Raw genomic sequence first — 23,274 nt, 5'->3', positions numbered from 1 at the left:
TTATTGAAATATTTCGTAATACAATGGACGCCTCTGAGTGAAACCGCAATGTGTCGTATTGCTTGACCGGGAAGAGGTGTCTCCCTACCTTTTCCTGTAATCATGCAGAAATCCAAGACACCTATCGCCCCGTCCCTCTCTCCTGACGCGCCGCTTCCGAAAGCATGGCCGTTCGAAGAGGCGCGAAAAATCACTGCGCGCCTGGATGCGCGCGCGTCTGACGCTGCCGGAGAGGCTTCAGAACAGGCTCCGGCCCTTCTGGAAACGGGCTATGGCCCCTCGGGCCTGCCGCATATCGGCACGTTTGGCGAAGTGGCCCGTACGACCTGGGTCCGTCAGGCCTATGAGGCACTGACAGGCCGTCCGACGCGTCTGCTGGCATTTTCTGACGACATGGATGCTCTGCGCAAGGTGCCGACCAATGTGCCGCAGCAGGAGCTTCTGACGAAGCATATTGGCCTGCCGCTGACACGGGTTCCCGATCCGTTTGGCGAATATGACAGCTTTGCCGCGCATAATAACGCGCGTCTTCGCCAGTTCCTCGACAGTTTCGGTTTTGAATACGAGTTTGCGTCCGCCACGCAGTACTACACGAACGGTACGTTCGATGCGGCGCTGCGCCGTATGCTTGAAGTCCATGATGAAGTCGTGGCGACCATTATTCCGACGCTTGGTCCGGAGCGCCGCGCGACCTATTCGCCGGTTCTGCCGATCCATCCCGAAACCGGTCAGGTCATGCAGGTGCCGATCATCAAGGTTGATCCGGATGCCGGGACCGTCGTCTGGAAGGACGAGGCTGGCAAGACGTTCGAAACGTCCGTTCTGGGCGGTCAAGCCAAGATGCAGTGGAAGGCCGACTGGGCCATGCGCTGGTATGCTCTGGGCGTGGATTATGAAATGTCCGGCAAGGATCTGATCGACAGTGTGAAGCTGTCCTCGAAGATCTGCCGTATTTTGGGCAAGGAACCGCCTGCGGGTCTGACCTATGAGCTGTTCCTCGATGCGCAGGGACAGAAGATCAGCAAGTCCAAGGGCAATGGCCTGTCGGTTGAGGAATGGCTGCGTTACGGCACGCCGGAAAGTCTGGGGCAGTACATGTTCCAACAGCCGACGCGGGCCAAGCGCCTGTTCTTCGATGTCATTCCGCGCGCGACGGATGATTACCTGACGCTCGTGCAGAAAGCCGAGACGCAGGAAGGGCCGGATCTGCTGGCCAATCCTGTCTGGTTCATTCACGGTGGGACGATCCGTCCGGAAGACACCAGCCCAGTATCGTACACGGCGCTGCTGAACCTTGCGAACGTCGCCAATGCCGACAAGCCCGAGACGCTGTGGAAGTTCCTGCGCCGCTATGATCCGACGCTGTCGCCCGAGACGCATCCGTATGTGGATCGGCTGGTGCGCTGTGCGCTGACGTATTTCCAGGAGCAGGTTTACCCGAACAAGACCTATCGCGCGCCGACCGAGACCGAGCGCAAGGGGCTCGTGGATCTTGCGGACGAACTGGCAAAGCTCGCGCCGGAAACGCCGCCGGGCGACGTGCAGGATGTCGTGTTTGAAGTCGGAAAGCGCTATTTCGAGAAATCCGAGCTGCGGTCGTGGTTCGGGTGCCTGTATGAGGTTCTGCTGGGGCAGGCCGAAGGGCCGCGTTTCGGGATTTTCGCCTCCCTGTTCGGGCTGCCGGAAACGGTTGGCCTGATTAGGGAAGCTCTCGCGCGGCCTGTTGAAGAGCCTGTACAGGGCTGAGCCGTGGGCGCGCCCAAAGATAAAAGACCGGGGGACAAGAGGCTGGAACTCCGGTCGCCGGACGCCCAGCCCCCGTCTGTGAAAGACGCGGTATGCGCAGCGGTAGAGACGGATCCTGTAGACTGCGGGTGTGAGGACGCCAGCCTGTCGAAACGACGCTGGCAGGTTCTCCTGTCGCGCGCGCCGGCTCTTGTGGGGCTGGTTCTGCTGGTGGCGGCTGTGGTCGTCATCTGGCGGGAACTGCGACATCTTTCGCTGCATGACATCACCACGAGCCTGAGCGCCATTCCGGATTCCGCTCTGCTGGCCGGTGGGGCGGCGACGGTTTTGTCGTATTTCATCCTGTCCTTCTATGACCGGCTGGCGTGTCTGCATGTTCGGGCAGACGTGTCGTATCAGCGCTCCGCCTTTGCGGCGTTTTGCTCCTATGTGCTGTCCCACAACCTGGGTTGTGCGGCGATTTCAGGTGCGGCGGTGCGCTTCCGGCTTTACCGGAGCTGGGGTGTGGCGCCGGGTGCAATCGCGCAGATTATTGCTTTCTGCTCCGCGACCTATCTGCTCGGCACGATGGCGTTAATTGGGGGAATCCTGATTATCGAGCCGCACGCGGTGCCAGTTCTGATGCATCTGCCGACGTTTCTGCTGAGATTTGTTGGGCTCGGGCTGTGGGGCGTACTTCTGGCCTATGTGCTGGTGTCACGCGTTCGGCGGCATGTCCGTGTCTGGAAATACGAGATCGAGCTTCCGGGACCAGGGATTGCAATTGCTCAGATCGCGGTCAGTGCAGCGGACATGGCGGCAACGGCGCTCATTGCGTATTGCGTGCTGCCGCCTCTGCCGCCGGAAGCTCATTTTGGGTTCGGGACCTTTCTGGCGATCTATCTTGCGTCTTACACGGCCGGCCTGATGGCGAGCGTTCCGGGGGGGCTGGGCGTTTTTGATGGGGCCATGTTGCTGGCGTTGCAGGCTTATCTGCCGACGTCGCAGATCATGGGCGCGATCCTCGTGTTCCGACTTTTCTATTACATTATCCCCCTTCTGATTGCGGGGTTGATGTTCGCGGGGCATGAACTGTTCCTGCGGGGAGAGCAGGCTCTGGTCTCGGCCGGACAGACGCCGCGCAGGGTCAGGCCCAGTCAGGTCATTCGGGAATCGGAAGCAGATTTTTCGGTGGCGGTGGCGACGAGCGTGCAGGCTGTCGTCGGACTTCTGCTGCTGCTGTATGCGCTGGTGGCCGACCTGCCGCCTCTGCAGACGTCCTTCTGGGCAGCGGTGTCACAGATTGCAGATCTTCTGCTGACGGTGGTTGGCGTCGGGCTTGCGGCGCTCTCCTGGGGGCTGTCACAGCGTGTGGCATTGGCCTGGAAATTTTCCCTCGGGATGCTGGGGGCGGCGGTTCTGCTGCTGATCCTGCGTCATGCACCGTGGGAAGGACCGGTTGTCATAGCGCTCGTGATGCTGCTGCTGTTGCCGTTCCGGAACTGCTATTATCGCCGGGCACATCTTCTGACTGCCCCGCTGACGCCTGCTACGCTAGCGCCACTCTCGCTGTGGGGACTGGGGCTCATGGGGGTGGGCTGGGTTGCGGTGCAGCGGCATCTGGGGCCGATCTGGTGGCGCTCCATGATCTATGATGCCCATACGGCTGTCGGGCGCTGGTTTCTGGGTTTTTCGGCCTTGTGCGGATTCTACGTTCTGTGGCGCGGAATGCGCCGGACGCGGATCCGCTTCGAAGCCTGGACGGCCGAAAACGCCTGCCGCTACCACAGCCTGGCCCATGCGCTCCCTCAACTGGGCGCACGCCGTCCGACAGGGTTGCTGTTGGATGAAGCTGGGCGTGCGGCCATCCCGTTCCTGCGGACGGGGCAGTTCATTATCGGGCTGGGCGATCCCGCGGGCTCCGAACGGAACTGTGTGGCTGCCATCTGGCGACTGCGGGATCTGGCGTTGCAGGAAGGCTGCAAGCTCGCTTTCATACAGGTTGGCCAGTCTTTGATGGCCGTTTATAACGATCTGGGACTGACGGTCTGTCCAGACAGGACAGCCGGGACGGTATGCTGTTTTTCCGAGGATTATCGGATGCTGCGGGCTTTTTTGAAGGGTGAGGAACGGCTGGCACGCAAGCGCCAGCCTCAGGCTGTATCGGGGCTGACAGGCTCATGAGCATGACGCCCGGGCTGGGGAATACGCTCAGCAGCTGGCTGATTGCTTTTCCGGCGCTGTTCTCGATCATCAATCCGCTTGGAGCCTCGCTGATTTTCGCGCAGGCCACGGAAGGGCGTGAGCGCCGCGAAGTCGTTGAACTCGCGCGTCAGGTGGCGCTGAATTCTCTGGGCATCATGCTGGTGTCCATCTGGTTCGGAAGCTGGATTCTCGGGTTTTTCGGCATTTCGATCAATGCCCTGCGAATCACCGGCGGCCTTGTGGTGGCGTCCCGTGCCTGGGTGATGCTGTTGCAGCCCGAAACGTCCGAAGCCCGCAAGGAGAAACAGGCGCTTCAGGGCGGCCGGACCGTAACGACGCCGGATCTGCGGGAGCGGGCGTTTTTTCCGCTGGCAATGCCGTTTACGGTGGGGCCGGGCAGCATTTCCGTCGCCATTGCCCTGAGTTCGTCAACGCCGCCCCATATGCCGACGGCGGACTATTATCTCGGTGTGTCCGCTGCGGCCACGACCATGGCTGTCGTGGTGGCCATCGTTTATGCCTACGCCGAACGTGTTGTGGCGATGCTGGGTGTGACGGGCGCGCGGATTGTCAGCCGTCTCGCTGCCCTGATCCTGCTCGCAATCGGGGTGCAGATCCTCGCATCCGGCGTCGAAGGTTTTCTGATCGAGGCGCTGAAGCAGGCGAAAGCGGCCTGAGGGTCAGCGCTCCGCAAGGACGGCATGGACTCGTTCTCGCAGGGCGGGGATGACCTCCTGCTGAAACCACGGCGCTTTCTTTTCCCACACGCCGGTTCGCCATGACGGATGGGGCAGGGGGAAATATTCGGGCAGATAATTCCTGAAATTCCTGACACGTTCCGTGACCGAACCACGTCCCAGAACATGGTTCTGGGAATAGCTGCCCACAAGAAGGGTCAGGCGAACATCAGGCAGGAGCGACAGAATACGCTGGCGCCACAGGGGAGCACATTCGGGGCGCGGCGGTTTGTCGCCGCCCTGAGGCAGGCGCCCGGGATAGCAGAGGCCCATTGGCAAAATCGCGACGTGCCGGGTGTCGTAAAAAATGTCTTCCGGGATATCGAGCCAGCTTCTGAGGCGATTTCCGGAGGGGTCGAAAAACGATTTGCCTGCGATATGGGCCTTGGTGCCCGGTGCCTGACTTGCGATCAGGATTCTGGACGTTGCGGAGGCGTGGATCAGAGGGCGTGCGCCCAGAGGGAGGTGAGCCTCACAGACACGGCAGGCACGGACTTCCCCAAGAAGCGCGTCAAGGCGCTCCTCTGGGGAGAGAGCGGGTCGGGTCATTCTTCCTCGGGGATCAGGGGCATTTCCGGCTGCCAGGCATATTCAGCTCTCGGAATATAGACATGCTCTCCAAGGCTACGTAGGCTTTCAAAAAGCGTAACGTGCTCTACGGACATCGGTTTGCTGCGGAAGAGATTGTGTCGCTGCACCCACTGGATGGCGTCCGCCCGCTGGCTGGATGAGAAATGCCCCAGCGTGACAGCTGGCTGAAAGCGCCGTTTCGCGGGAGGGCATCCAGCCCGGCGAAGGACGCTTTCGACTTGGGACTGGAGCGTCTCAAGTTGTGGAGTGCGTTCGACCCCGATCAAAAGGCTGTCGGCATTGAGCCCCTCGCGGATGTCGGCCTGTGCGAGCGACAGATCGAATGGCTTCCAGGCCAGGCGGGAGAGAGCCAGGTCAATCTCCTCCAATCGGTGCCTGTCCGTGATTTCTCCGATGAAGCGGAGGGTGATGTGATGGTTTTGTGCAGGAACCCATTGCACGCCAGGCATGGAACCGCGCATCAGCGCAAGCGTTTCCCGGATGTCGACAGGAAGGTCGAGTGCGACAAAAAGTCTCAAGAGGTGCGTTTCCCATGAAAAATAAGTAAGGGATGGCGGAGTATTCTTGACCCCTCCGGCAAAACTCCCACATTCAGGTGGAGTGTACGGACGGCCCTCCCTGGTTCGTCAAGCGCCCTTTTCAGAAGGGCATCTCATTGGAAAAGGTGTCATGGCTTTTAATTCCAACTTCAGCAGAGCCGGTGTGCAGGCCGGAGCCGGCAGCCTTGATGCCGGACTTCGCGCTTATATGTGCAGGGTCTTCAACTGGATGGCGCTTGGTCTGGTGATCACGGGAGTGGTCGCCTATGGCGTCGCACAGACTTCCCTTCGCGCCCTGTTTTTCCATCTGGCAGAAACGCCGAACGGCGCGCTTGTCCTGCGGCCGACCCTTCTGGGTGGCATCAGCATCTTTGCGCCGCTTGTTTTCGTGATGGTTCTGTCTTTTGGCGTCAACCGTCTGTCCCGTCCTGCCGTGCAGGGAATTTTCCTGCTGTTCAGTGCCGCAATGGGCGCCAGCATGGCCAGCATTCTGCTGAGCTATACGGGTGTTTCCGTAGCCCGGACGTTCTTTGTGACGGCCATTACATTCGCCGGAATGTCGCTGTGGGGATACACGACCGGCGCCAATCTCGCTCGACTCGGTTCGTTCCTGTTCATGGGGCTGATCGGTATCGTTCTGGCCTCGGTGGTGAACATTTTCCTGCACAGTTCGCCGCTGGCCATGCTGGTTTCAGTAATAGGTGTGGGTCTTTTCACCCTGCTTGCGGCCTATGATACGCAGCGGATCAAGATCACGTACCAGCAGTACATGGCCTATGCTGGTCCAGACGAAGTAGCGAAGCTGAGCGTTTATGATGCGCTGACGATGTATCTCAATTTCGTGAACCTGTTTCAGTTTCTTATCCAGTTCATGGGTGTTCGTTCAGGTAACAGTGACTGACAGTACTGTCCGGACGATACTGGGCATCGGGAAAGGGGCGGCAGTTGATGCCGCCCCTTTCTGCTTTTTGGACCAATAAAGTCTTGAATTATTTTCGCGAATTCTAAAGAGACTTACATTAAAAATCTGTAATTTTATGGATTAATGAAAGTCTTAATTAGATCAAATGTGGCGAAAAACAGCCATTTCAACCTGAGAGTCATGTGGAGGAAAGGCTCACGAAATCCGTGATAAGCCTTGTCTTTGAGGCGATTCAGGCAGAAAAAACCTGAGGAACCGGGACAGCCGTGTCCCATGCTGAATGAACTTCAGGATCGGATCTTTGATCCGGTTCCTGACGTCAGGATACGAACGAGAAAGGTAGCAGACTATGGCAGCGTTCGGCGGCACTGATGCGGACCTTATCGTGTCAAACCGTTTCCCGGCGACTACTGCAAGCCGGAACGGATGATGAAAGCAGGACCGATGAAAAAACTCTGGCGATATCTCCCAGCGTTGCCGGCGCTGATGCTATCGGGTTGTACGGTTGATCTGCTTCAGCCGCGCGGCCCGGTCGCAGAAATGAACCGCGATGTCATGGTGGCGGAATTCGTCATCATGATGCTCGTTGTGGTTCCCACCTGCGTCGCGACGCTTTATTTTGCGTGGAAGTATCGTGCTTCCAACAAAGAGGCCGAATACCTCCCGACCTGGGATCATTCGACCGCAATTGAATATGTCATCTGGGGTGTTCCTGCCATTCTGATCGCCTTCCTTGGCGCCATCAGCTGGTGGAGTACGCATGCCTATGACCCGTACCGCCCGCTTCAGACGGATGACAATGTCAAGCCGCTGAACGTTCAGGTGGTTTCTCTCGACTGGAAGTGGCTGTTCATCTATCCGGACCTGGGGATCGCAACGATCAACCAGCTGGATGTGCCGACGAACACGCCGCTCGACTTCCAGATTACGTCTGATTCCGTCATGACGTCGTTCTTCATCCCCCGTCTGGGCTCGATGATCTACGCCATGCCGGGTCAGCAGACGCAGCTGCATCTGATTGCAAGCGCACCGGGGGATTACCTTGGTGAAGCATCGCAGTTCAGCGGTCGCGGTTTCTCGGATATGAAGTTCCGTACTCTCGCCATGGACCCCGCTCAGTTCAACGACTGGGTCGAGAAAGTGAAGAGCGGAAGCGAAAATCTCGACGATACCACATACCCGAAATATGCTGCACCGCAGGAAGCTGCACCGGTACAGTATTTCGCGCATGTCCAGCCGGATCTCTTCGACGGCATCGTAGCCAAGTATAACAATGGCATGGTGGTGGACAAGACGACGGGCAAGGTCATGCACATGCAGTCCGTTCTCAACGCTGCACCGTCCGACACTGGCATGAAGGAATAACCGACAGATGCTCGGAAAACTCTCCTTTTCAGCCATACCGTTGGATGTGCCGATTCTTGTCGGTACATTCCTTGGTGTTGCTGTTATCGGTCTCGCCGTACTGGGTGCTGTCACCTATTATGGCAAATGGGGCTATCTCTGGCGTGAATGGCTGACGACTGTCGACCACAAGCGTCTTGCTGTGATGTACGTCATTCTGGCGATCGTCATGCTGTTCCGTGGTTTTGCGGACGCCATCATGATGCGGACCCAGCTTGCGCTGGCCTATAATGGTAACCCCGGTTATCTGCCGCCGCATCACTACGACCAGGTCTTCTCCGCTCACGGCACCATCATGATCTTCTTCATGGCGATGGCGTTCATGACGGGCCTGATGAACCTGGTGGTTCCCCTTCAGATCGGTGCACGTGACGTGGCGTTCCCGTTCCTGAACTCGCTCAGCTTCTATATGACGCTGGTCGGAGCCCTGCTGATCAACATCTCGCTGTTCATCGGTGAGTTTGCACAGTGCGGCTGGCTGGTTTACCCGCCTCTGTCCGAGATGCAGTTCAGCCCGGGTGTCGGCGTTGACTACTATATCTGGGCTGTTCAGATCTCCGGTGTCGGTACGTTGCTGACAGGCGTGAACTTCTTCACGACCATTGTCAAAATGCGTGCGCCTGGCATGGGCTGGATGCAGATGCCGGTGTTCACCTGGACTGCGTTCTGCACGACCGTGCTGATCATGGTGTCCTTCCCGGTTCTGACGGTAACGCTGGCTCTGCTCAGCCTTGACCGTTACCTCGGCATGCACTTCTTCACGAATGATGCCGGCGGCAACGTCATGCTCTACCTCAGCATGATCTGGACCTGGGGCCATCCGGAAGTTTACATCCTCGTCATTCCGGCGTTCGGTGTGTTCTCCGAGGTCACGGCAACGTTCTCCCAGAAGCCGCTCTTCGGCTACAAGACGATGGTGTACGCCACGTGCTCCATCATGGTGCTCTCCTTCGTCGTGTGGGTGCATCACTTCTTCACCATGGGTGCCGGTGCCAACGTCAATACCTTCTTCGGTATCATGACGATGATCATCGCCGTCCCGACGGGTGTGAAGATCTTCAACTGGCTGTTCACGATGTATAAGGGCCGCGTGGAATTCACGGCTCCGATGTACTGGACGCTGGGCTTCATGATCACCTTCTCCATCGGTGGTATGACCGGTGTCATGATGGCCATGCCGGCTGCTGACTGGATCCTGCACAACTCCCTGTTCCTGATCGCCCACTTCCACAACGTCATCATCGGCGGCGTGTATTTCGGTTACATCGCGGGCATGGGCTTCTGGTTCCCGAAGGCTTTCGGCTTCAAGCTGAACGAAGCCTGGGGCAAGCGCGCTTTCTGGTGCTGGTTCGTCGGCTTCTATCTGGCCTTCGTCCCGCTCTATATCCTCGGTCTCGAGGGCATGACGCGTCGTATGAACCACTACGACAATCCCGACTGGTATCCGTGGATGCTGGTTGCTGAAGCCGGTGCAATCGTTATCGCCTGCGGTATCGTCTGCCAGCTGACGCAGCTCTACGTGTCCATCCGTGACCGTAACCTGCCCGAGAACCTTGATCTGACGGGTGATCCGTGGAACGGCCGTACGCTGGAGTGGTCCATTTCCTCTCCGCCGCCGGCTTACAACTTCGCGGTCATTCCTGACATTCATGGTCTCGACACGTTCCACACCGAGAAGCAGCTGGGTCTGAAGGCTCACGGCAAGCCGCTGGCTCCGATCCACATGCCGAAGAACACATCTGCTGGTGTCTTCATCGGTCTGTTCAGCTTCATCCTCGGTTTCGCTTCGATCTGGTACATCTGGTGGCTTGCTGCCATCGGCCTGATCGGTATCGTTGCAACCATGATCCTGCGCAGCGCAAACCGCGACGTCGACTACTACGTCCCGGTGAGCGAAATCGAGCACAACGAGGAAGTCTATTCTCGTCGTATCGCTGCGGCGCAGGCAGCAGAGTAAGAGGGGGGCATAAGACTTATGGCTCACGAAGCAACAATGTCGCCTCTGGCACACGCCGACGATCACGGCGGGGAACATCATCACGAGACCCCCAACGTGTTCGGCTTCTGGCTCTACCTGATGACGGACTGCGTCCTGTTCGGGTCGATCTTCGCTGCCTTTGCGGTCCTCCGGAACCAGTACGCCGGTGGCCCGTCGGGCAAGGAACTGTTCGACCTGACGAACGTGGGGATCGAGACGGCTATCCTGCTGTTCTCGTCCATCACGTACGGCTTTGCCTCGCTGAACGCGCTGGCGAAGAACAAGACGATGGTTCTGGTCTGGCTTGCCGTCACGTTTGTGCTCGGCGCTTCCTTCGTCGGTCTGGAGGTGAACGAGTTCACCTCCATGATCGCAGAAGGCAATGGTCCTGACCGTTCTGCATTCCTCTCCGCGTTCTTCACGCTGGTGGGAACGCATGGTCTGCACGTCACCTGCGGCCTGATCTGGATGGTCGTTCTGATGGTGCAGATGATGGGTCCGCAGGATCTGTCCGAGCGTATGATGAACAAGTTGGCCTGCCTCAGCCTGTTCTGGCACTTCCTCGACATCGTCTGGATCTGTGTCTTCTCGTTCGTCTATCTCGCAGGAGTGATGTAATGGCTCAGGCACATACAGCCCACGATGGTAGCCACGGCTCCTATTCGGCTTATCTGATCGGCTTCGTTCTGGCCGTGATCCTGACGGTGGCATCTTTTGCCGCCGTCATGACCCACGCCCTGTCTCCAGGGATGGCGCTGGCCGCACTGACGGTTCTTGCCGTCGTGCAGATCGTCGTCCACCTGGTGTTCTTCCTTCACCTGAACACCAGCAGCGAGCAGAGCTGGAACCTGATGTGCTTCATCTTTGCTGCGGCATCGGTGATCGTCATCATCGGCGGCACGATCTTCATCATGCATGACACTGCGATCAACATGATGTCCCGCTAAGGTTTCTTTCGAAATCTTGTGGGAAGGGCTGGCGGGAGAAATCCTGCCAGCCCTTTTTTGTGCTTTGTGTCGCTCCGGGGGCGTGGCTTCCATCCGGGCAGCAGGCATAAAAAAAACCCGGTCTCGTGAAAGACCGGGTGGGGTACGTCGGTTGTGTCGGAGGAAAATCAGCTCTGATGCGGTGCTTCGGACAGCATCGCAGCTTTGCCCGGCTTGTCTTTCCAATCTTCCGCATCTGGCATGGCGTCGATCTTGCGGGTCATGTTCGGCCATTGCGTCGAATATTTCGCATTGACTTCGATCCACGGTGCGGCGCGGTTGTCGCTGTCGGGGAAGATGGCTTCGGCCGGGCATTCCGGCTCACATACGCCGCAGTCGATGCATTCGTCCGGATTGATGACAAGGAAGTTCTCACCTGCGTAGAAGCAGTCTACGGGGCAGACTTCCACGCAATCCGTGAACTTGCAGCGAATGCAGTTTTCTGTGACCACATAGGTCATTGACGTCTCCGATCGTCTTGCTGGTCCGGCATCCGGCCGGTTTCATCCGAGCGGGATGATATGCGAAGGTTTGGCGTCAGACGCAAGCATCCTCAGCCGTCTTCTGTGATGACTTCATAAAGAAGTGCGGCTTCTTTTGCCGGACCGCGGCGTTCACCAAGATCCAAGACGCGCCACACGCGCACTTCTCCGCCAGAAACTGCGGGAAAAGTCAATATGTCCCCGATGTGAAGCCTGGCATGGGGCTTGCTGGTAGGCTGCCGGTTGATGCGGATGCGGCCTTTTCCGACGATGGCCGCGCAAAGCGGCCGTGTCTTGGCGATGCGGGCATAATAGAGCCACTGGTCCAGCCGCTGATAAGGCTCGCTCACGGACGGACTTTTTCCCTGAGGATGGCAAGGGCCGCGAAGGGGTTGTCAGTCCTCGGTGGGGAGGGGCGTCTGGGAGCAAAGCCATGTTGTGCGGATCTGGGGCGGCGTGAGGCGCGGGTCTTGCGGTCGTGGAGGATCATGAGAGGGCGCGGCGGACCGGAATGGCTTGGAGACGGGGTTTCTGCCGGTTGATGTGCGATTCCCAGACCTTTCAGGACGGCCGGCAGGGTGTCGGCCTTTACGCCAAGCCGCGAGGCCAGATCGGATGGCGCCGTATGGTCTCGGCGGAGTGTAAGCTGGTGCAGTTCCGCGATGCAGCGTTCTGCGATGTCGAGACGCAGGCCTGTATCCCCGGCGCGGATCCAGCCGAATTGACCCCCGATGTCAGACCAGGGAAGAGAGACGCGACCGGGGGCCGTCGGGCGGTGTGGAGTCTGCTGGTGCAGCGCATGTAGCAGTCCAAGAAGGTCCAGAGACCGCGTCCGGAACAGGGCGGGGCAGAAGATCGAGAAGCGTCCGATCTCGACCCCGCCTTTACGCAGTTTCCCGCGCAGGGCGGGGGAAAGCGCATGGTCCTCAGGCAGGGTCTCGGTGATGCCGCCATCATCCATGAGGCGGTGGAGGATGGCACGCAGTCCGGGTTCGCGTTCAGCGAGGGCCTGGGCGCGATAAAGAGCTTTGAGGTCCGTCTGGATGAGATGCACCACGAAAGCCAGAAGGCGGGTTTCGACGTGGCCTTTCTGGACAGTATCAGTGAACTCGGCGGGGAAAAGCTGGATGGCGGGACGGAGCAGGGAGGAACCTGCGCTGAGTCGGCCCAGAGGGATTTCGTCCCAGAAAATATGTCCCGTCGTGGCGTCCAGTCTGAGAGCGGTGTCCGGTGCGTCCTGCAGAAGGCGGATGCGGCGGGGGATTTCGTGGATGAGGGCTTTGCGACCGGCGCGCAGGATCATCTGACGGTCCGGGCCCGAGGCCACATCCGTGTCCAGCGTGAAGCCCCTGATACGTCCGATACTGTGACCTTCGACGAGAACTTCGCCATCGGGTTTCACGGCAGACAGCAGCGTGCGGTCGCCGTCGCTGTCGAGGCGGCGCAGAAGCGTGGTGGCGCGACGGTCTACAAAGCGGGCGGTAAGGCGTTCGTGCAGAGCGTCGGAAAGCTGGTCTTCGACTTCACGGGCGCGTTCCTGCCACATCGCGGAATGGCGGCTCCATTCTGTACGGGCGGCGACATAGGAGCAGACCCGCACACCGGTCAGGCGGTGCATGAGGGTGTCGATATCGCCTTCGGTTTTGGCCAGCCCACGGATATGGCCTTCCATCCAGTTGGCGGGAATGGACCCTTCCTTGACCAGATGGATATAGAGGCGCGCGCAGAGCCGGGTGTGGCTGTCATCGCCGAGCTTGCGAAAGTCGGGGATCTGGCAGACGTCCCAGAGCAGGGTTGTAGCGCGCTTGCCTCGGGCCATCTCGCGGACATCCGGGTCGAGCATCAGGGATTCGAGGGTGGTGACGTCCGAGGCCACGCGGCCTGCGGTCAGGCCGCGCAGCGGTGGCGGCCGGGTCAGGCTTTTGAGCAGGTTGGCCGGGTTGGTGAAGTCGAGTTCGTGGTTGCGCCAGTAGAGGCGCTGGATCGGATCGAAGCGGTGCTGTTCGACAGCTTCGACGAGGGCGCTGGACATCGGCGGACAGTCGGCTGTGGTGCCGAAGGTGCCGTCTTTCATGCCGCGTCCGGCGCGCCCGGCGATCTGGGCAATTTCCTGCGGGAACAGCGGGCGCGGCACAGTGCCGTCGAATTTGCTGAGTTGCGCCAGGGCGACGTGATCGACGTCCATGTTCAGACCCATGCCGATGGCATCGGTTGCGACGAGATAATCCACATCGCGGTTCTGATAGAGTTCGACCTGAGCGTTGCGGGTGCGGGGGCTAAGTTGGCCCATGATAACCGCACAGCCGCCACGGCGTCTGCGGATCACTTCAGCCAGCGCATAGACTTCGCTCATGGAGAAGGCGACGATGGCCGAACGTGGAGGCAGACGGGAGAGTTTCGTGTGTCCGGTGCTGGCCAGGCTCGAGAGACGGGTGCGGATGTCGATTTCGATGCCGGGCACGAGCCTCTGAAGCAGCGGGCGAATGGTCTCGGCGCCGAGGAACAGCGTCTCGACCGTGCCACGCGCGTGGAGCAGCCGGTCCGTGAAGACGTGGCCGCGGTCCGGGTCCGAGGCGAGCTGGATTTCGTCGATGGCGATGAACTCGGCCTTGCGGTCCAGCGGCATGGCTTCGACGGTACAGGAAAACCAGCGCGCGCCGGGAGGCACGATTTTTTCCTCGCCCGTAATGAGGGCGACGTGGCGCTCGCCCTTGATTTTCACGAGCCGCTCGTAGTTTTCCCGGGCCAGAAGGCGTAGGGGAAAGCCAATGATGCCGGACGCATGGGCCATCATGCGCGTCAGGGCATAATGGGTCTTGCCGGTATTGGTGGGGCCGAGGGCAGCACGGATGCTGGCTGGCATGGTATGGTCGCTGGACGAGGTTCCGTGGAATGCACCCTTCATGTCTGAATGGTCGGGTGCCTGCGGGGCAAAAGCAAGCATCTGAAGCCCTTCCGACGGATCTTTCTCGGGTGGGGCAGGTCTTTGAGGAAGAAAATCTCATGAATCCGCATTCCCAGCTTCCCTTCGTGACCTCTGCCGAAGCACCTTCGGCGCGTCTGGTTCATCTCGTGGCCTGTGAAGACCAAGCAGCGGTCATGACTCTTCTCGGAGAGCATGCTGCGTTTCTGCAGGAGCAGGGATTTTCGGCGAAAGACGGTGCTTTCACGCTGCTGCCGGATGAGGGCGGTGTCGGTGCTGCGCTTCTGTGTGTGGCCTCCGTACGGTCGAACGATCCGGATGCTTTCGGTATCCTGGGAACAGCACTGCCGGAAGGAGACTGGACGGTCGTGTTGCACGGGCTGGAGGCGCTTGCACTGGAGAGCGCGCTGCTCGGTTTCTGCATGGGGGCGTATCGGTTCGGTCTTGGTGAGGCAAAGCCACGCGCGACGCGGATGGTTGTTCCGGACGATGCGACGCGGCTTGTGGCGTTGTCGAAGGCCGTGTGGTTCGGACGCGATCTGATCAACATGCCGGCGAATCTTCTGGGGCCGCGCGAGCTTGCCGAGATGGCGGGCAAGGCGCTGGTGCATCGGGGGGCAAGTGTCAGCCTGCTCGAAGGAGACGATCTGCGCCGTGCGTATCCGTGTCTGGCAGAGGTGGGCGAAGGGTCCGAACGCAAGCCTGTTGTGGCCGTGGCACGGTGGAAAGCACGTGAGGGCGCGCCACGGATTTCCCTTATCGGCAAAGGCGTATGTTTCGACACCGGGGGATACGATCTCAAGGGCGCGGCGGGCATGCTTCGGATGAAGAAGGACATGGGGGGGGCGGCGCTGATGCTGGCCGTGATGTGCGCGGCGATCGACGTGGGGCTGGATGTGGATCTGGAGCTGCGTCTGGGGTGTGTGGAGAACAGCGTGTCCGGTCATGCCATGCGGCCGGGGGATGTTCTGAAGACGCGCAGCGGCAAAACGGTCGAAATTGGCAACACGGATGCGGAGGGGCGGCTGGTGTTGTGTGATCTCATAACGGAAGCGTCCGAAAACCGTCCGGATGTCATTCTGGATGCTGCAACCCTGACGGGTGCTGCGCGCGTAGCACTCGGTCCGGATGTGCCGGCATTGTTCAGTAATGACGATGAACTGGCCTCACTCATTCTCGAATCGGGAAAAACGATGGCCGATGTAATGTGGAGAATGCCGCTCTGGCATGGTTATGATGCATGGCTCGATAGTAAAATTGCCGACTTCGGAAACGTGACGTCAAAACCCATGGCCGGGGCGATCACAGCGGCACTTTATCTTCAGAAATTCGTGCCGGAGGGCCAGAAATGGGCGCATATCGACACTTATGCGTGGAATGACGGAGGGCGCCCGGGCCGTCCTGAAGGGGGAGAAGTGCTCGGTCTTCGGGCGATTCTGGAAACATTGTCACGAATTCATAATAATTCCTGAGCTTTCATGAAGCGTTTCACTCTGGGAACAGTGTGGCGGTGCGGAGGGCGGCTGAAAGATTAGGGTGTCAAATGCGTTTCAATGAGGCATATGCCCCTTATCGTTTCGATGCAGAGTCATCGTCTACTGGAATGTTTTGGAACCCGTATGCTTGCGTATGCGTTTCGAATCACCATCTGAGTGCAACTGACGTCTCTCCCTGGAAGGAGAGACAGAGACAATTTCATGTTGGCCCCCGTGCCGCCCCTCCCTGTTATGGGATCGGACAACAGGGGTCGAACTGTTTAGGAGAGAGATCATGCCCCAGGCTACCAATGATCAGATGCTCAATCTTCTGTGCGACACCATCGTTTCCATGGTCCGCCGCGACGGTCCCGACCTGTCGGCACGCCAGCTTGCCGTGTTCCTGACCTGCTATCTGCGCGACGGCGCCCACACGGTTCGTGGTCTGGCCCTTGAGCTCAAGGTTTCCAAACCCGCCATTACCCGCGCACTCGACCGTCTGGGTGAGCTGGATCTGGCCCGCCGCAAGGTCGATCCCCTGGACCGTCGTTCGGTTCTCGTACAGCGCACGCTGAAGGGCTCCACCTTCCTGCGCGAAATGCGTGCCGTCATGACGGAAGCCTCCGGCACCCGTTCGACGCGCACGGAACGCGCTTCGGCTTCCGTCGAGCGCCTGAGCAGCCGCCGCGCCGGCTGAACGATCTGCTGATTACCAGCGATCCTGCACGCGGGTTCTGGCCCGCGTGCAGATATATCCTGTCCACAGGATCTGTGGCAGGGCGATCATCACGATGGTTATGATGATCTGACCTGTGGCGAATGCCGCAGCGCCCCAAAGGGCAAACCCCCAATGAAAAAGACTGACGAGCGCCACGGGTAATCCCGAGCGAATGGCTAGTTGATAGAGATGGCCGCGATGAGCCTGTGCCAGTCTGTCGCCGGCGCGCGCGCGGCGTAGCAGCGTGAAGGTCACGTCCCACAGCACGCCCGAAAGCAGAGCGATCACGAGGACACCCCCACCTGCGCGAAAGCCTGTCATGCCCCCCCAGGCAATGGCGAGACCGATAGGCTGGCTGCCGACATCGCCCATGAAGATCCGGGCCTTTGGAAAATTATAGGGCAGAAAACCCAGCAGGCAGATGGCGAGCAACATGAACGTGGCGGGCATGATGCCGGCACCGGCCAGGAACAGGGCCGAGATGGCCATGACACCGGAAGCGAGACCGTTAATTCCGTCAATGAAATTCAGGGCATTCGTAATGAAGACGGTGGCGAGCACGAAGGGCACCAGCGTCCATAACGGACTATGCGTGCCGTAAATTGCTCCGAAGGCTGCGGCGATTGCGGCCAGAAACTGGGCTGCAAGTTTGTAGCGGGCGGGGAAGGGCCGCATGTCGTCGAGCCAAGACACAGCGCCGAGCACGATCATGCCGATCAGTAATCCAGTAATGGCAGGAATGATGGATGCCGGGGCATGGGCTGCGCGCAGGGCAGGGATCAGGCAGAGGACGAAGGCTCCGACAATGCCGATGCCGCCGCCTTTGGGCGTGGGCCGCGTATGGGAACTCCGCTCTACGGGATGGTCCAGAACGCCTGCGCGGATCATGAGCAGGATCAGGATATTGCACAGGACGACCGCGGCGGCGCAGGGGAGCGTAAGGCCGCTGTTAATGTTGTGGAAAGAAAAGGGCATCGAACGACTTTATGGGAGAGCGGCTTTTGGCGCTATAAGGAGCAGGTGATATCTGCTGATCCTACAGGCCCCGCCTCTCCGGCCTCAATGCCCCCCTCGGCGCCTTCTTTCAAGCCGCCTGCCGCATCGACCTCGCATACGTCGATGCGGGCGCGGCGCATTGCGCTCAATGTGGCGCTGGACGGAGTCGTCTCTGCCGCGGCGGCGCCTGTTGCGCGCTGGCTGGCGGATCCGGCCGGGGGATGGCTGCATCCGCTGTGGTTTATTGCCGGTGGTGGGATCACCCTTCTGGTGGGCGGGTTGCCGTTCCGTGTTCCGCAACAGTACTGGCGTTTCTCGGGTGTGGCGGACCTGTTCAACATTGCCTGTGCCTCGGTTCTGAGTGCGCTGCTGTTTGCGGGGCTGTTACACGTGGCGGGCTATCCGCTGCCGACGCCGACTTTCCCGATTATCCATGCGCTGGTCCTGCTGGTGTTTCTCGGCTCCGTCCGCATGATGTGGCGTCTGGCGGCGCGTCGTAAAAGCACGGCGCTGGCCAGTCAGCGCATCCTGCTGCTGGGCGCGGATCATGAAGCCGATCTGTTCATCAGGGCGATGGAGCGCGACAGCGAGAACAGTCGCAGTGTGGTGGGGATCCTGACCGGCGGTTCCCAGCAGGCCGGGCGGCGTATCCATGACTGCCCCATTCTTGGAACAATCAGCGAAACGCCCGCCATTCTGGAGCGGCTGTTTGCTGCGGGAAAGCTGCCGGATGCACTGGTTCTGACCGCGAGCGAAATCAAGGGGCGTGAACTGGCGCGAATTCTTGAAGCGGCGCGGGTCTATGACATCGACGTTCAGCGCACGCCGTCTCTGACAGCCTTGCAGCCGGCGGACCGGGTAGAGCTTCGGCCCATCGCAATCGAGGATCTGCTGAACCGTCCGCCCGTTGCGCTCGATTCGCAGGGTATGGCGCGGTTGATCTGCGGGCGCGTCATTGCCGTGACCGGGGCTGGCGGCAGCATTGGCTCCGAACTGGCACGGCAGATTGCATCGTTCCAGCCTGCTGTGCTTTTGCTGATCGAGAGCAGCGAATATGCGCTGTGGCAGATCAATCTGGATATTTCCGAGCGCTTTGGTGACGTGGCACGCCATCAGATCGTGGCGGATGTGCGCGACCGGCGACGCATGGCAGAGATTTTTGGAAAATACCGACCGCAGATCGTGTTTCATGCGGCGGCCCTCAAGCATGTGCCCATTGTCGAGGACAATCCGGTCGAGGGGGTCCTGACGAATGTGATCGGCACACGGATCGTTGCAGACGAGGCCGACCGGGCGGGCGCGCAGGCGATGGTCATGATTTCCACCGACAAGGCGGTCAATCCGTCCAGTCTGATGGGGGCCAGTAAACGCTGTGCGGAGGTGTATGGACAGGCGCTCGATATGCGGGCGCGGGCCGGGCAGGGCGGCATGCGGTGCGTGACCGTGCGGTTTGGCAATGTGCTGGGGTCTACAGGATCGGTTGTCCCGCTGTTCAGGCGGCAGCTTGAACATGGTGGGCCGCTGACGGTCACGCATCCGGACATGACGCGCTATTTCATGACAGTGCCGGAGGCCGTGGGGCTTGTGTTGCAGGCGGCCGTGCGTGGAACGCATGAGCGTGCGGAACATGACGCGACGGACCGGCGTCTCAAGCAGGGCGGGATTTTCGTGCTCGATATGGGCGATCCGGTGCGGATCATGGATCTGGCCTTCCAGATGATCCGGCTGGCGGGCTTGCGCCCCGAGACCGATATCGAGATCCGCTTCACGGGGCTGCGTCCGGGTGAAAAGCTGTTCGAGGAACTGTTCCACGGACGCGAGGCGCCGGTTCCGACCGACGCGCCCGGTCTGCGGATAGCCTCCCCGCGGACGGTCGATTTCAGAGTGGCGAGACTTGCGATGGACGAGCTGGAAATGGCCTGCCGCGCAAACGATCTGGGCGCGATCATGACGATCCTGTACAGGCTGGTTCCTGAATTTCTTCATAACCGTGACGGCGGACTGCCGGTCGCGGTCTCCCATCCCGATCCGGAGATGATAGCGCCATGACACGGCAGATTGCTTTTCTCGACCTCCCCGCCCAGCAGGCGCGCCTCGGTGGCAGCATCCAGAAGCGTGTGGATGCCGTCATGGCGCATTGCCGCTTCGTGCTTGGCCCGGAGGTTCAGGAACTGGAGCAGCGTCTGGCAGAATTCGGCGGAGCGAAACATGCGATTGGCGTGTCATCCGGGACCGATGCGCTGCTGATGGTGCTGATGGCCGAGGAAATCGGGCCGGGTGATGCGGTTTTCCTGCCGGCCTTCACCTATACGGCGACGGCGGAAGTCGTTCTGCTGTTGGGTGGGACGCCGGTTTTCGTGGATGTCGATCCGCAGACCTTCCAGATCAGTCTTGAATCGCTGAAAGCCCGGCTTGAGGCGGTCCGTCAGGCGGAGGATCTGGAGCCGCGTGTCGTGATCGGGGTGGACCTGTTCGGGCAACCTGCGCCGTGGGACGACCTGAAAGCCTGGACTGCGCAGGAGGGCCTGACGCTGGTGGCCGATTGTGCACAGTCTTTTGGGGCGACATATCATGGCCGCCGTCTGGGACATGAGGCGAAGGCGACCACATTGTCTTTCTTCCCGTCCAAGCCGCTGGGCGGTTATGGAGACGGTGGAGCGATTTTGACGGACGACGACGGTCTGGCGGCGCTGTATCATTCCCTTCGCACGCATGGCGAAGGCCGGACGCGCTATGAAGTCGAGCGGATCGGGATCAACGGGCGGCTGGATACGCTTCAGGCGGCTGTGCTTCTGGCAAAGCTTGATGTGTTTGACGGGGAGCTGAAACGCCGGGACGCGATTGCCACGGCCTACGATGCCGGAATGCCTGCAGGGATTGTATCGCCCGTGCGGGTGCCGGACAGCGAGAGTGCCTGGGCGATCTATACGATTCTGCTGCCGGATGCGGCAAAGCGGGATTCGCTCCAGGCGTTGCTGAAGAACGCAGGCGTTCCGACCGCCATTTATTATCCGAAGCCGCTACATCATCAGCCGGCCTATGCACCGCATCATGACGGAGCCGTGCTGCCAGTGGCCGAAGGGCTTGGCGCACGCGTTCTGGCGCTTCCCATCCATCCCGAACTGACGGACGATGACGTCCGCCACATCATTGCAGCCCTCAATCACTGGGCAGGAGAACAGGCGTGAGACGCGAGCAGAAACTTCTTCTGGTTTTCGGGGCGCTGGTCCTCATTCCCGTGGGCATTGTCTGGTTCGTGACATGGCCGCTGCTGCATGCCTGGAAGTTTCCACAGGTAACTGCGGGCCAGATGAGCGCGCCCATCAGCCGTAATCTGACGGCTGATGAGGTTCAGAAGGTCAATCTGTGGCTTCAGTCCCATGAGACGGCATGGGGCCCGTCGGGCGAGCGTCCGCCAGCGCCGGGACAGGTCATTCTTGAAATGGCTACGGCGCAGGGGCAGCCCGTGATTGTTTCCATCTGGAAGCAGAAGAAGCAGGACGATATCGTCGGCGTCCAGCTCGAGAAAAACGGTCCGTACCGGATGAATGCCTTCCCTGATGCGCAGCTTATGGCGTTACAGCCTGATGGCGCGCGGCCGCAATAATGAATGCCTGAACGTCCGGGCTGAAAGGCAGCTTTCGCTCGGACGTTTCCCAGTTGCTCCGCTCCAGATACATCCGGTTTGCCTTGCCCCAGAGTTCCGGGCCTGTCGCATCCTGAAGTGGTTTCTGGAGAATCTTCCAGTTTGCCAGCAGGGCCGCCGCTTCGTCGCTGGCTGGAGAGACATTCCGGCTCAGGGCGTCTTCGCATTGACCGATGAGCGTCTCCCACTGTTCAGCGTATTCCGTACGATTTTCCAGCGGGAAATGGCTGTTGGCCATGCTCTGCCAGCGCTGCTGTTCATCAGACGTGAAATACTGGTTCAACACGTCTTTCATGGAGGTGGGTGTCATATGATCCTGTCCTTTGCTGATGAGGGCGCAGAAAGACTTCAGATCCAGGACAGTCTCTCCTGAAATCGTAGCGCAGGCGGCCTTCATCTGGCCGATAACGGCGTCGAGTTCGGTACGCCGGGCTTCGAGAACGCGGAGCTGTGCCTGTAGCAGTCTCTCTGCATCGAGAGGTCCACGAGAAAGGGACGCAATTTCCCTCAGCGTGTAACCGGCCCGTTTCAGGAGCAGGATGTGCGTCAGGGTCCCGATATCGGTTGCTTCATAGGCGCGGCGACCATTTTCCGCGCGCTGCGGGCGAAGCAGTCCGGCTGCCTCGAAGTGCCGCAAAGCGCGGGGGGTGACGCCAGTCGCCGCCGCAAGTTCACCAATTGTCAGGGTTCGTACGTTCATCATCATGCTCCTGACGTCACATCAAGGATGATGACGTTACGTCAGGAGCAAGCGGAAATTTACTTCTGCTGTTTTTCTTCTTCTTCCGTGACTTCGCCGACGTCACGACGGGTCTGGTTTTCGTCCTCCAGCGGGGCCGTGGCCTTGTCGCCCATCGCCAGAAGGGCCGCGGTGATGGGGGAGGCAAGGATCAGGCCGGGAGCACCAAGGATGGAGCCGAAAACCGTCTGCGAAAGGATGGCCATTGCAGGCGGCATATGCACGGCGCGGCGCTGGATCAGCGGGGCAAGGACGTTGCCCTCGAAAAACTGGATCACACAATACAAAATGGCGACGAACAGGCCCTCATGCGTGCCGAGCGACAGGCCCAGCAGGATGGCGGGCACAGCGCCAAGAATGGCGCCGATATAGGGTATGAAATTGCAAAGACCCGCCACGACGCCGAGCGCCAGTGCGAGGGGCACGCCGATCAGTGACAGGCCAATGCCCGAGAGCATGCCGACTACAAGCATGTCCAGCGCCTGTCCGGCAGTCCAGGCCCAGAGGGTGGCCCCGGCGGTCAGCATCAGTTCGCGCGCGGCAGGACGGTGCTGCGTTGGGACGAGGCGGATCATCCCGTCGATATAGACAGCCGGGCTGAGGGCGAAATACAGGCCAGCGATCAAAATAACCAGCAGCGTTCCGATGATGCCGAAGACACTGCTGAGAAGACCTGTGACCGAGCCCGCAAGTCCTGATCCCAGGGAGCCGAGGCCTCCCGTTCCGGGGGCGTTTCCGCCGAGGGATGCTGGCAGGTGATCAAGAACCATCTGTCCGATCGTGGAGCCGGAAAGATGGGCGCGCAGTTCACCAGACTGGGTAATCAGCGCCTGTTTGAGGCGAATGAACTGGTCACTGATGGAAGGACCGCTGCTCCAGCCAAGGCCGATCATCGCAATGAGGATTACGACGGTCACGAGAGCGACCGCGCCCTGATATGGAATGATGGGAACGTGCCGCCGGAGCATGCGAGCCAGCCCGTGTAGAACTACGGCTACGAGAGCGGAGGCAAAAATCACAGCCAGAACGTCGCCGATCAGCCAGATGGCGAGCAGCATCAGGGTCAGAGCCAGTGTGATCCGCATCAGCCCGGCAATTTTGGACAGCTCCCGCGCGCGGGGTTCCGTTTCGCTGCGTTCTGCCGGATCGGAAAAAGAGATGCGCATGGGGTGTCAGTCCTGGGGTCAGTCGTTGGCAACTGGCTTATG

The 23,274-nt window shown here is 60.0% G+C and carries 21 protein-coding genes; 13 read left to right on the top strand and 8 right to left on the bottom strand.

The window, feature by feature from the left end; all coding sequences use genetic code 11:
• Window positions 1–102 precede the first annotated feature (102 nt).
• The 3 genes from GAL01_RS00775 to GAL01_RS00765 all read left to right on the top strand — a co-directional run bounded on the left by GAL01_RS00775 (window position 103) and on the right by GAL01_RS00765 (window position 4,607).
• The gene (locus GAL01_RS00775) at window positions 103–1,746 is read left to right on the top strand and encodes a lysine--tRNA ligase (protein WP_062030808.1); all 1,644 of its coding nucleotides are present in this window, start codon (window positions 103–105) and stop codon (window positions 1,744–1,746) included.
• A 144-nt stretch (window positions 1,747–1,890) separates the two neighbouring features.
• Window positions 1,891–3,909 carry a lysylphosphatidylglycerol synthase domain-containing protein gene (locus GAL01_RS00770; RefSeq protein WP_373317727.1) on the top strand — a complete coding sequence of 673 codons (2,019 nt, stop codon included), beginning with the start codon at window positions 1,891–1,893 and terminating at the stop codon, window positions 3,907–3,909.
• A complete protein-coding gene (locus GAL01_RS00765) occupies window positions 3,906–4,607 on the top strand; it encodes a MarC family protein (protein WP_062030812.1) in 702 nt (233 codons plus the stop codon). Before GAL01_RS00770 ends, GAL01_RS00765 begins: the two co-directional genes overlap by 4 nt.
• Before the next feature lie 3 nt (window positions 4,608–4,610).
• Here the strand turns inward: GAL01_RS00765 and GAL01_RS00760 are convergent, their stop codons facing one another.
• Entirely contained in the window at window positions 4,611–5,216 is a 606-nt protein-coding gene (locus tag GAL01_RS00760; RefSeq protein WP_062030814.1) for a uracil-DNA glycosylase family protein, read from the bottom strand.
• Window positions 5,213–5,776 (bottom strand): RNA 2',3'-cyclic phosphodiesterase, encoded by a 564-nt coding sequence (gene thpR / locus GAL01_RS00755; protein WP_062030816.1) that lies wholly within the window; start codon window positions 5,774–5,776, stop codon window positions 5,213–5,215. Before thpR ends, GAL01_RS00760 begins: the two co-directional genes overlap by 4 nt.
• Before the next feature lie 151 nt (window positions 5,777–5,927).
• Here thpR and GAL01_RS00750 point away from each other — a divergent pair, with 151 nt between their 5' ends.
• From GAL01_RS00750 to cyoD, 5 genes are all read left to right on the top strand, one after another.
• Window positions 5,928–6,698, top strand: a complete 771-nt coding sequence (locus GAL01_RS00750; RefSeq protein ID WP_062030818.1) for a Bax inhibitor-1/YccA family protein — start codon at window positions 5,928–5,930, stop codon at window positions 6,696–6,698.
• A 447-nt stretch (window positions 6,699–7,145) separates the two neighbouring features.
• Entirely contained in the window at window positions 7,146–8,084 is a 939-nt protein-coding gene (gene cyoA / locus GAL01_RS00745) for a ubiquinol oxidase subunit II (RefSeq protein ID WP_062030820.1), read from the top strand.
• Between the two features lie 7 nt (window positions 8,085–8,091).
• Window positions 8,092–10,080, top strand: coding sequence for a cytochrome o ubiquinol oxidase subunit I (cyoB, locus tag GAL01_RS00740; protein ID WP_062030822.1), 1,989 nt, complete (start codon window positions 8,092–8,094; stop codon window positions 10,078–10,080).
• 18 nt (window positions 10,081–10,098) lie between these two features.
• A complete protein-coding gene (gene cyoC, locus GAL01_RS00735) occupies window positions 10,099–10,719 on the top strand; it encodes a cytochrome o ubiquinol oxidase subunit III (protein WP_062030824.1) in 621 nt (206 codons plus the stop codon).
• The gene (gene cyoD, locus GAL01_RS00730) at window positions 10,719–11,048 is read left to right on the top strand and encodes a cytochrome o ubiquinol oxidase subunit IV (protein ID WP_062030826.1); all 330 of its coding nucleotides are present in this window, start codon (window positions 10,719–10,721) and stop codon (window positions 11,046–11,048) included. Before cyoC ends, cyoD begins: the two co-directional genes overlap by 1 nt.
• A gap of 167 nt (window positions 11,049–11,215) precedes the next feature.
• Here cyoD and fdxA read toward each other — a convergent pair whose 3' ends face one another.
• The 3 genes from fdxA to GAL01_RS00715 all read right to left on the bottom strand — a co-directional run bounded on the left by fdxA (window position 11,216) and on the right by GAL01_RS00715 (window position 14,513).
• Window positions 11,216–11,548, bottom strand: coding sequence for a ferredoxin FdxA (gene fdxA, locus GAL01_RS00725; RefSeq protein ID WP_062030828.1), 333 nt, complete (start codon window positions 11,546–11,548; stop codon window positions 11,216–11,218).
• 92 nt (window positions 11,549–11,640) lie between these two features.
• Entirely contained in the window at window positions 11,641–11,919 is a 279-nt protein-coding gene (locus tag GAL01_RS00720; protein WP_062030830.1) for an RNA-binding S4 domain-containing protein, read from the bottom strand.
• Entirely contained in the window at window positions 11,916–14,513 is a 2,598-nt protein-coding gene (locus GAL01_RS00715; RefSeq protein ID WP_099253026.1) for a helicase-related protein, read from the bottom strand. The genes GAL01_RS00720 and GAL01_RS00715 overlap by 4 nt, the downstream gene beginning before the upstream one ends.
• Window positions 14,514–14,572: 59 nt before the next feature.
• On the opposite strand from GAL01_RS00715, the gene GAL01_RS00710 reads away from it, so the two are divergent.
• Together GAL01_RS00710 and GAL01_RS00705 are read left to right on the top strand one after the other, a co-directional pair.
• The gene (locus GAL01_RS00710) at window positions 14,573–15,964 is read left to right on the top strand and encodes a M17 family metallopeptidase (RefSeq protein ID WP_062030924.1); all 1,392 of its coding nucleotides are present in this window, start codon (window positions 14,573–14,575) and stop codon (window positions 15,962–15,964) included.
• A gap of 298 nt (window positions 15,965–16,262) precedes the next feature.
• Window positions 16,263–16,664, top strand: coding sequence for a MarR family transcriptional regulator (locus GAL01_RS00705; protein WP_062030832.1), 402 nt, complete (start codon window positions 16,263–16,265; stop codon window positions 16,662–16,664).
• A 12-nt stretch (window positions 16,665–16,676) separates the two neighbouring features.
• Here GAL01_RS00705 and GAL01_RS00700 read toward each other — a convergent pair whose 3' ends face one another.
• Window positions 16,677–17,660: a glycosyltransferase family 4 protein gene (locus tag GAL01_RS00700; RefSeq protein WP_062030834.1), complete on the bottom strand. Its 984-nt coding sequence runs from the start codon at window positions 17,658–17,660 to the stop codon at window positions 16,677–16,679.
• Window positions 17,661–17,747: 87 nt separating this feature from the next.
• Between GAL01_RS00700 and GAL01_RS00695 the strand changes: the two genes are divergently transcribed.
• From GAL01_RS00695 to GAL01_RS00685, 3 genes are read left to right on the top strand one after another with little or no spacing between them, the layout of a single operon-like run.
• On the top strand, window positions 17,748–19,730 hold the full coding sequence (locus GAL01_RS00695) for a polysaccharide biosynthesis protein (RefSeq protein WP_062030836.1): 1,983 nt from the start codon (window positions 17,748–17,750) through the stop codon (window positions 19,728–19,730).
• Complete coding sequence (locus tag GAL01_RS00690; protein WP_062030838.1) at window positions 19,727–20,869, top strand: DegT/DnrJ/EryC1/StrS family aminotransferase; 1,143 nt, start codon at window positions 19,727–19,729, stop codon at window positions 20,867–20,869. The genes GAL01_RS00695 and GAL01_RS00690 overlap by 4 nt, the downstream gene beginning before the upstream one ends.
• On the top strand, window positions 20,866–21,288 hold the full coding sequence (locus GAL01_RS00685) for a hypothetical protein (protein WP_062030840.1): 423 nt from the start codon (window positions 20,866–20,868) through the stop codon (window positions 21,286–21,288). Before GAL01_RS00690 ends, GAL01_RS00685 begins: the two co-directional genes overlap by 4 nt.
• On the opposite strand, the gene GAL01_RS00680 is transcribed toward GAL01_RS00685, so the two are convergent.
• Together GAL01_RS00680 and GAL01_RS00675 are read right to left on the bottom strand one after the other, a co-directional pair.
• Window positions 21,251–22,027, bottom strand: coding sequence for a MerR family transcriptional regulator (locus tag GAL01_RS00680; protein WP_062030842.1), 777 nt, complete (start codon window positions 22,025–22,027; stop codon window positions 21,251–21,253). The genes GAL01_RS00685 and GAL01_RS00680 overlap by 38 nt on opposite strands.
• 59 nt (window positions 22,028–22,086) lie before the next feature.
• Window positions 22,087–23,232 (bottom strand): AI-2E family transporter, encoded by a 1,146-nt coding sequence (locus GAL01_RS00675; protein WP_062030844.1) that lies wholly within the window; start codon window positions 23,230–23,232, stop codon window positions 22,087–22,089.
• Window positions 23,233–23,274: the final 42 nt, after the last annotated feature.

It is taken from the genome of Gluconobacter albidus (assembly GCF_002723915.1).
In the GTDB taxonomy this organism is placed as follows: Bacteria; Pseudomonadota; Alphaproteobacteria; order Acetobacterales; family Acetobacteraceae; genus Gluconobacter; species Gluconobacter albidus.
The sequence above is the reverse complement of the archived record's forward strand: the minus strand, read 5'-3'. Positions and strand labels throughout refer to the sequence as shown.

Coding starts and splice junctions, on each gene's coding strand:
- GAL01_RS00775 (WP_062030808.1), top strand. CDS start 103: ATGCAGAAATCCAAGACACCTATCGCCCCGTCCCTCTCTCCTGACGCG.
- GAL01_RS00765 (WP_062030812.1), top strand. CDS start 3,906: ATGAGCATGACGCCCGGGCTGGGGAATACGCTCAGCAGCTGGCTGATT.
- GAL01_RS00760 (WP_062030814.1), bottom strand. CDS start 5,216: ATGACCCGACCCGCTCTCTCCCCAGAGGAGCGCCTTGACGCGCTTCTT.
- GAL01_RS00750 (WP_062030818.1), top strand. CDS start 5,928: ATGGCTTTTAATTCCAACTTCAGCAGAGCCGGTGTGCAGGCCGGAGCC.
- cyoA (WP_062030820.1), top strand. CDS start 7,146: ATGATGAAAGCAGGACCGATGAAAAAACTCTGGCGATATCTCCCAGCG.
- cyoB (WP_062030822.1), top strand. CDS start 8,092: ATGCTCGGAAAACTCTCCTTTTCAGCCATACCGTTGGATGTGCCGATT.
- cyoC (WP_062030824.1), top strand. CDS start 10,099: ATGGCTCACGAAGCAACAATGTCGCCTCTGGCACACGCCGACGATCAC.
- cyoD (WP_062030826.1), top strand. CDS start 10,719: ATGGCTCAGGCACATACAGCCCACGATGGTAGCCACGGCTCCTATTCG.
- fdxA (WP_062030828.1), bottom strand. CDS start 11,548: ATGACCTATGTGGTCACAGAAAACTGCATTCGCTGCAAGTTCACGGAT.
- GAL01_RS00715 (WP_099253026.1), bottom strand. CDS start 14,513: ATGCTTGCTTTTGCCCCGCAGGCACCCGACCATTCAGACATGAAGGGT.
- GAL01_RS00710 (WP_062030924.1), top strand. CDS start 14,573: ATGAATCCGCATTCCCAGCTTCCCTTCGTGACCTCTGCCGAAGCACCT.
- GAL01_RS00705 (WP_062030832.1), top strand. CDS start 16,263: ATGCCCCAGGCTACCAATGATCAGATGCTCAATCTTCTGTGCGACACC.
- GAL01_RS00700 (WP_062030834.1), bottom strand. CDS start 17,660: ATGCCCTTTTCTTTCCACAACATTAACAGCGGCCTTACGCTCCCCTGC.
- GAL01_RS00695 (WP_062030836.1), top strand. CDS start 17,748: ATGCCCCCCTCGGCGCCTTCTTTCAAGCCGCCTGCCGCATCGACCTCG.
- GAL01_RS00690 (WP_062030838.1), top strand. CDS start 19,727: ATGACACGGCAGATTGCTTTTCTCGACCTCCCCGCCCAGCAGGCGCGC.
- GAL01_RS00680 (WP_062030842.1), bottom strand. CDS start 22,027: ATGAACGTACGAACCCTGACAATTGGTGAACTTGCGGCGGCGACTGGC.
- GAL01_RS00675 (WP_062030844.1), bottom strand. CDS start 23,232: ATGCGCATCTCTTTTTCCGATCCGGCAGAACGCAGCGAAACGGAACCC.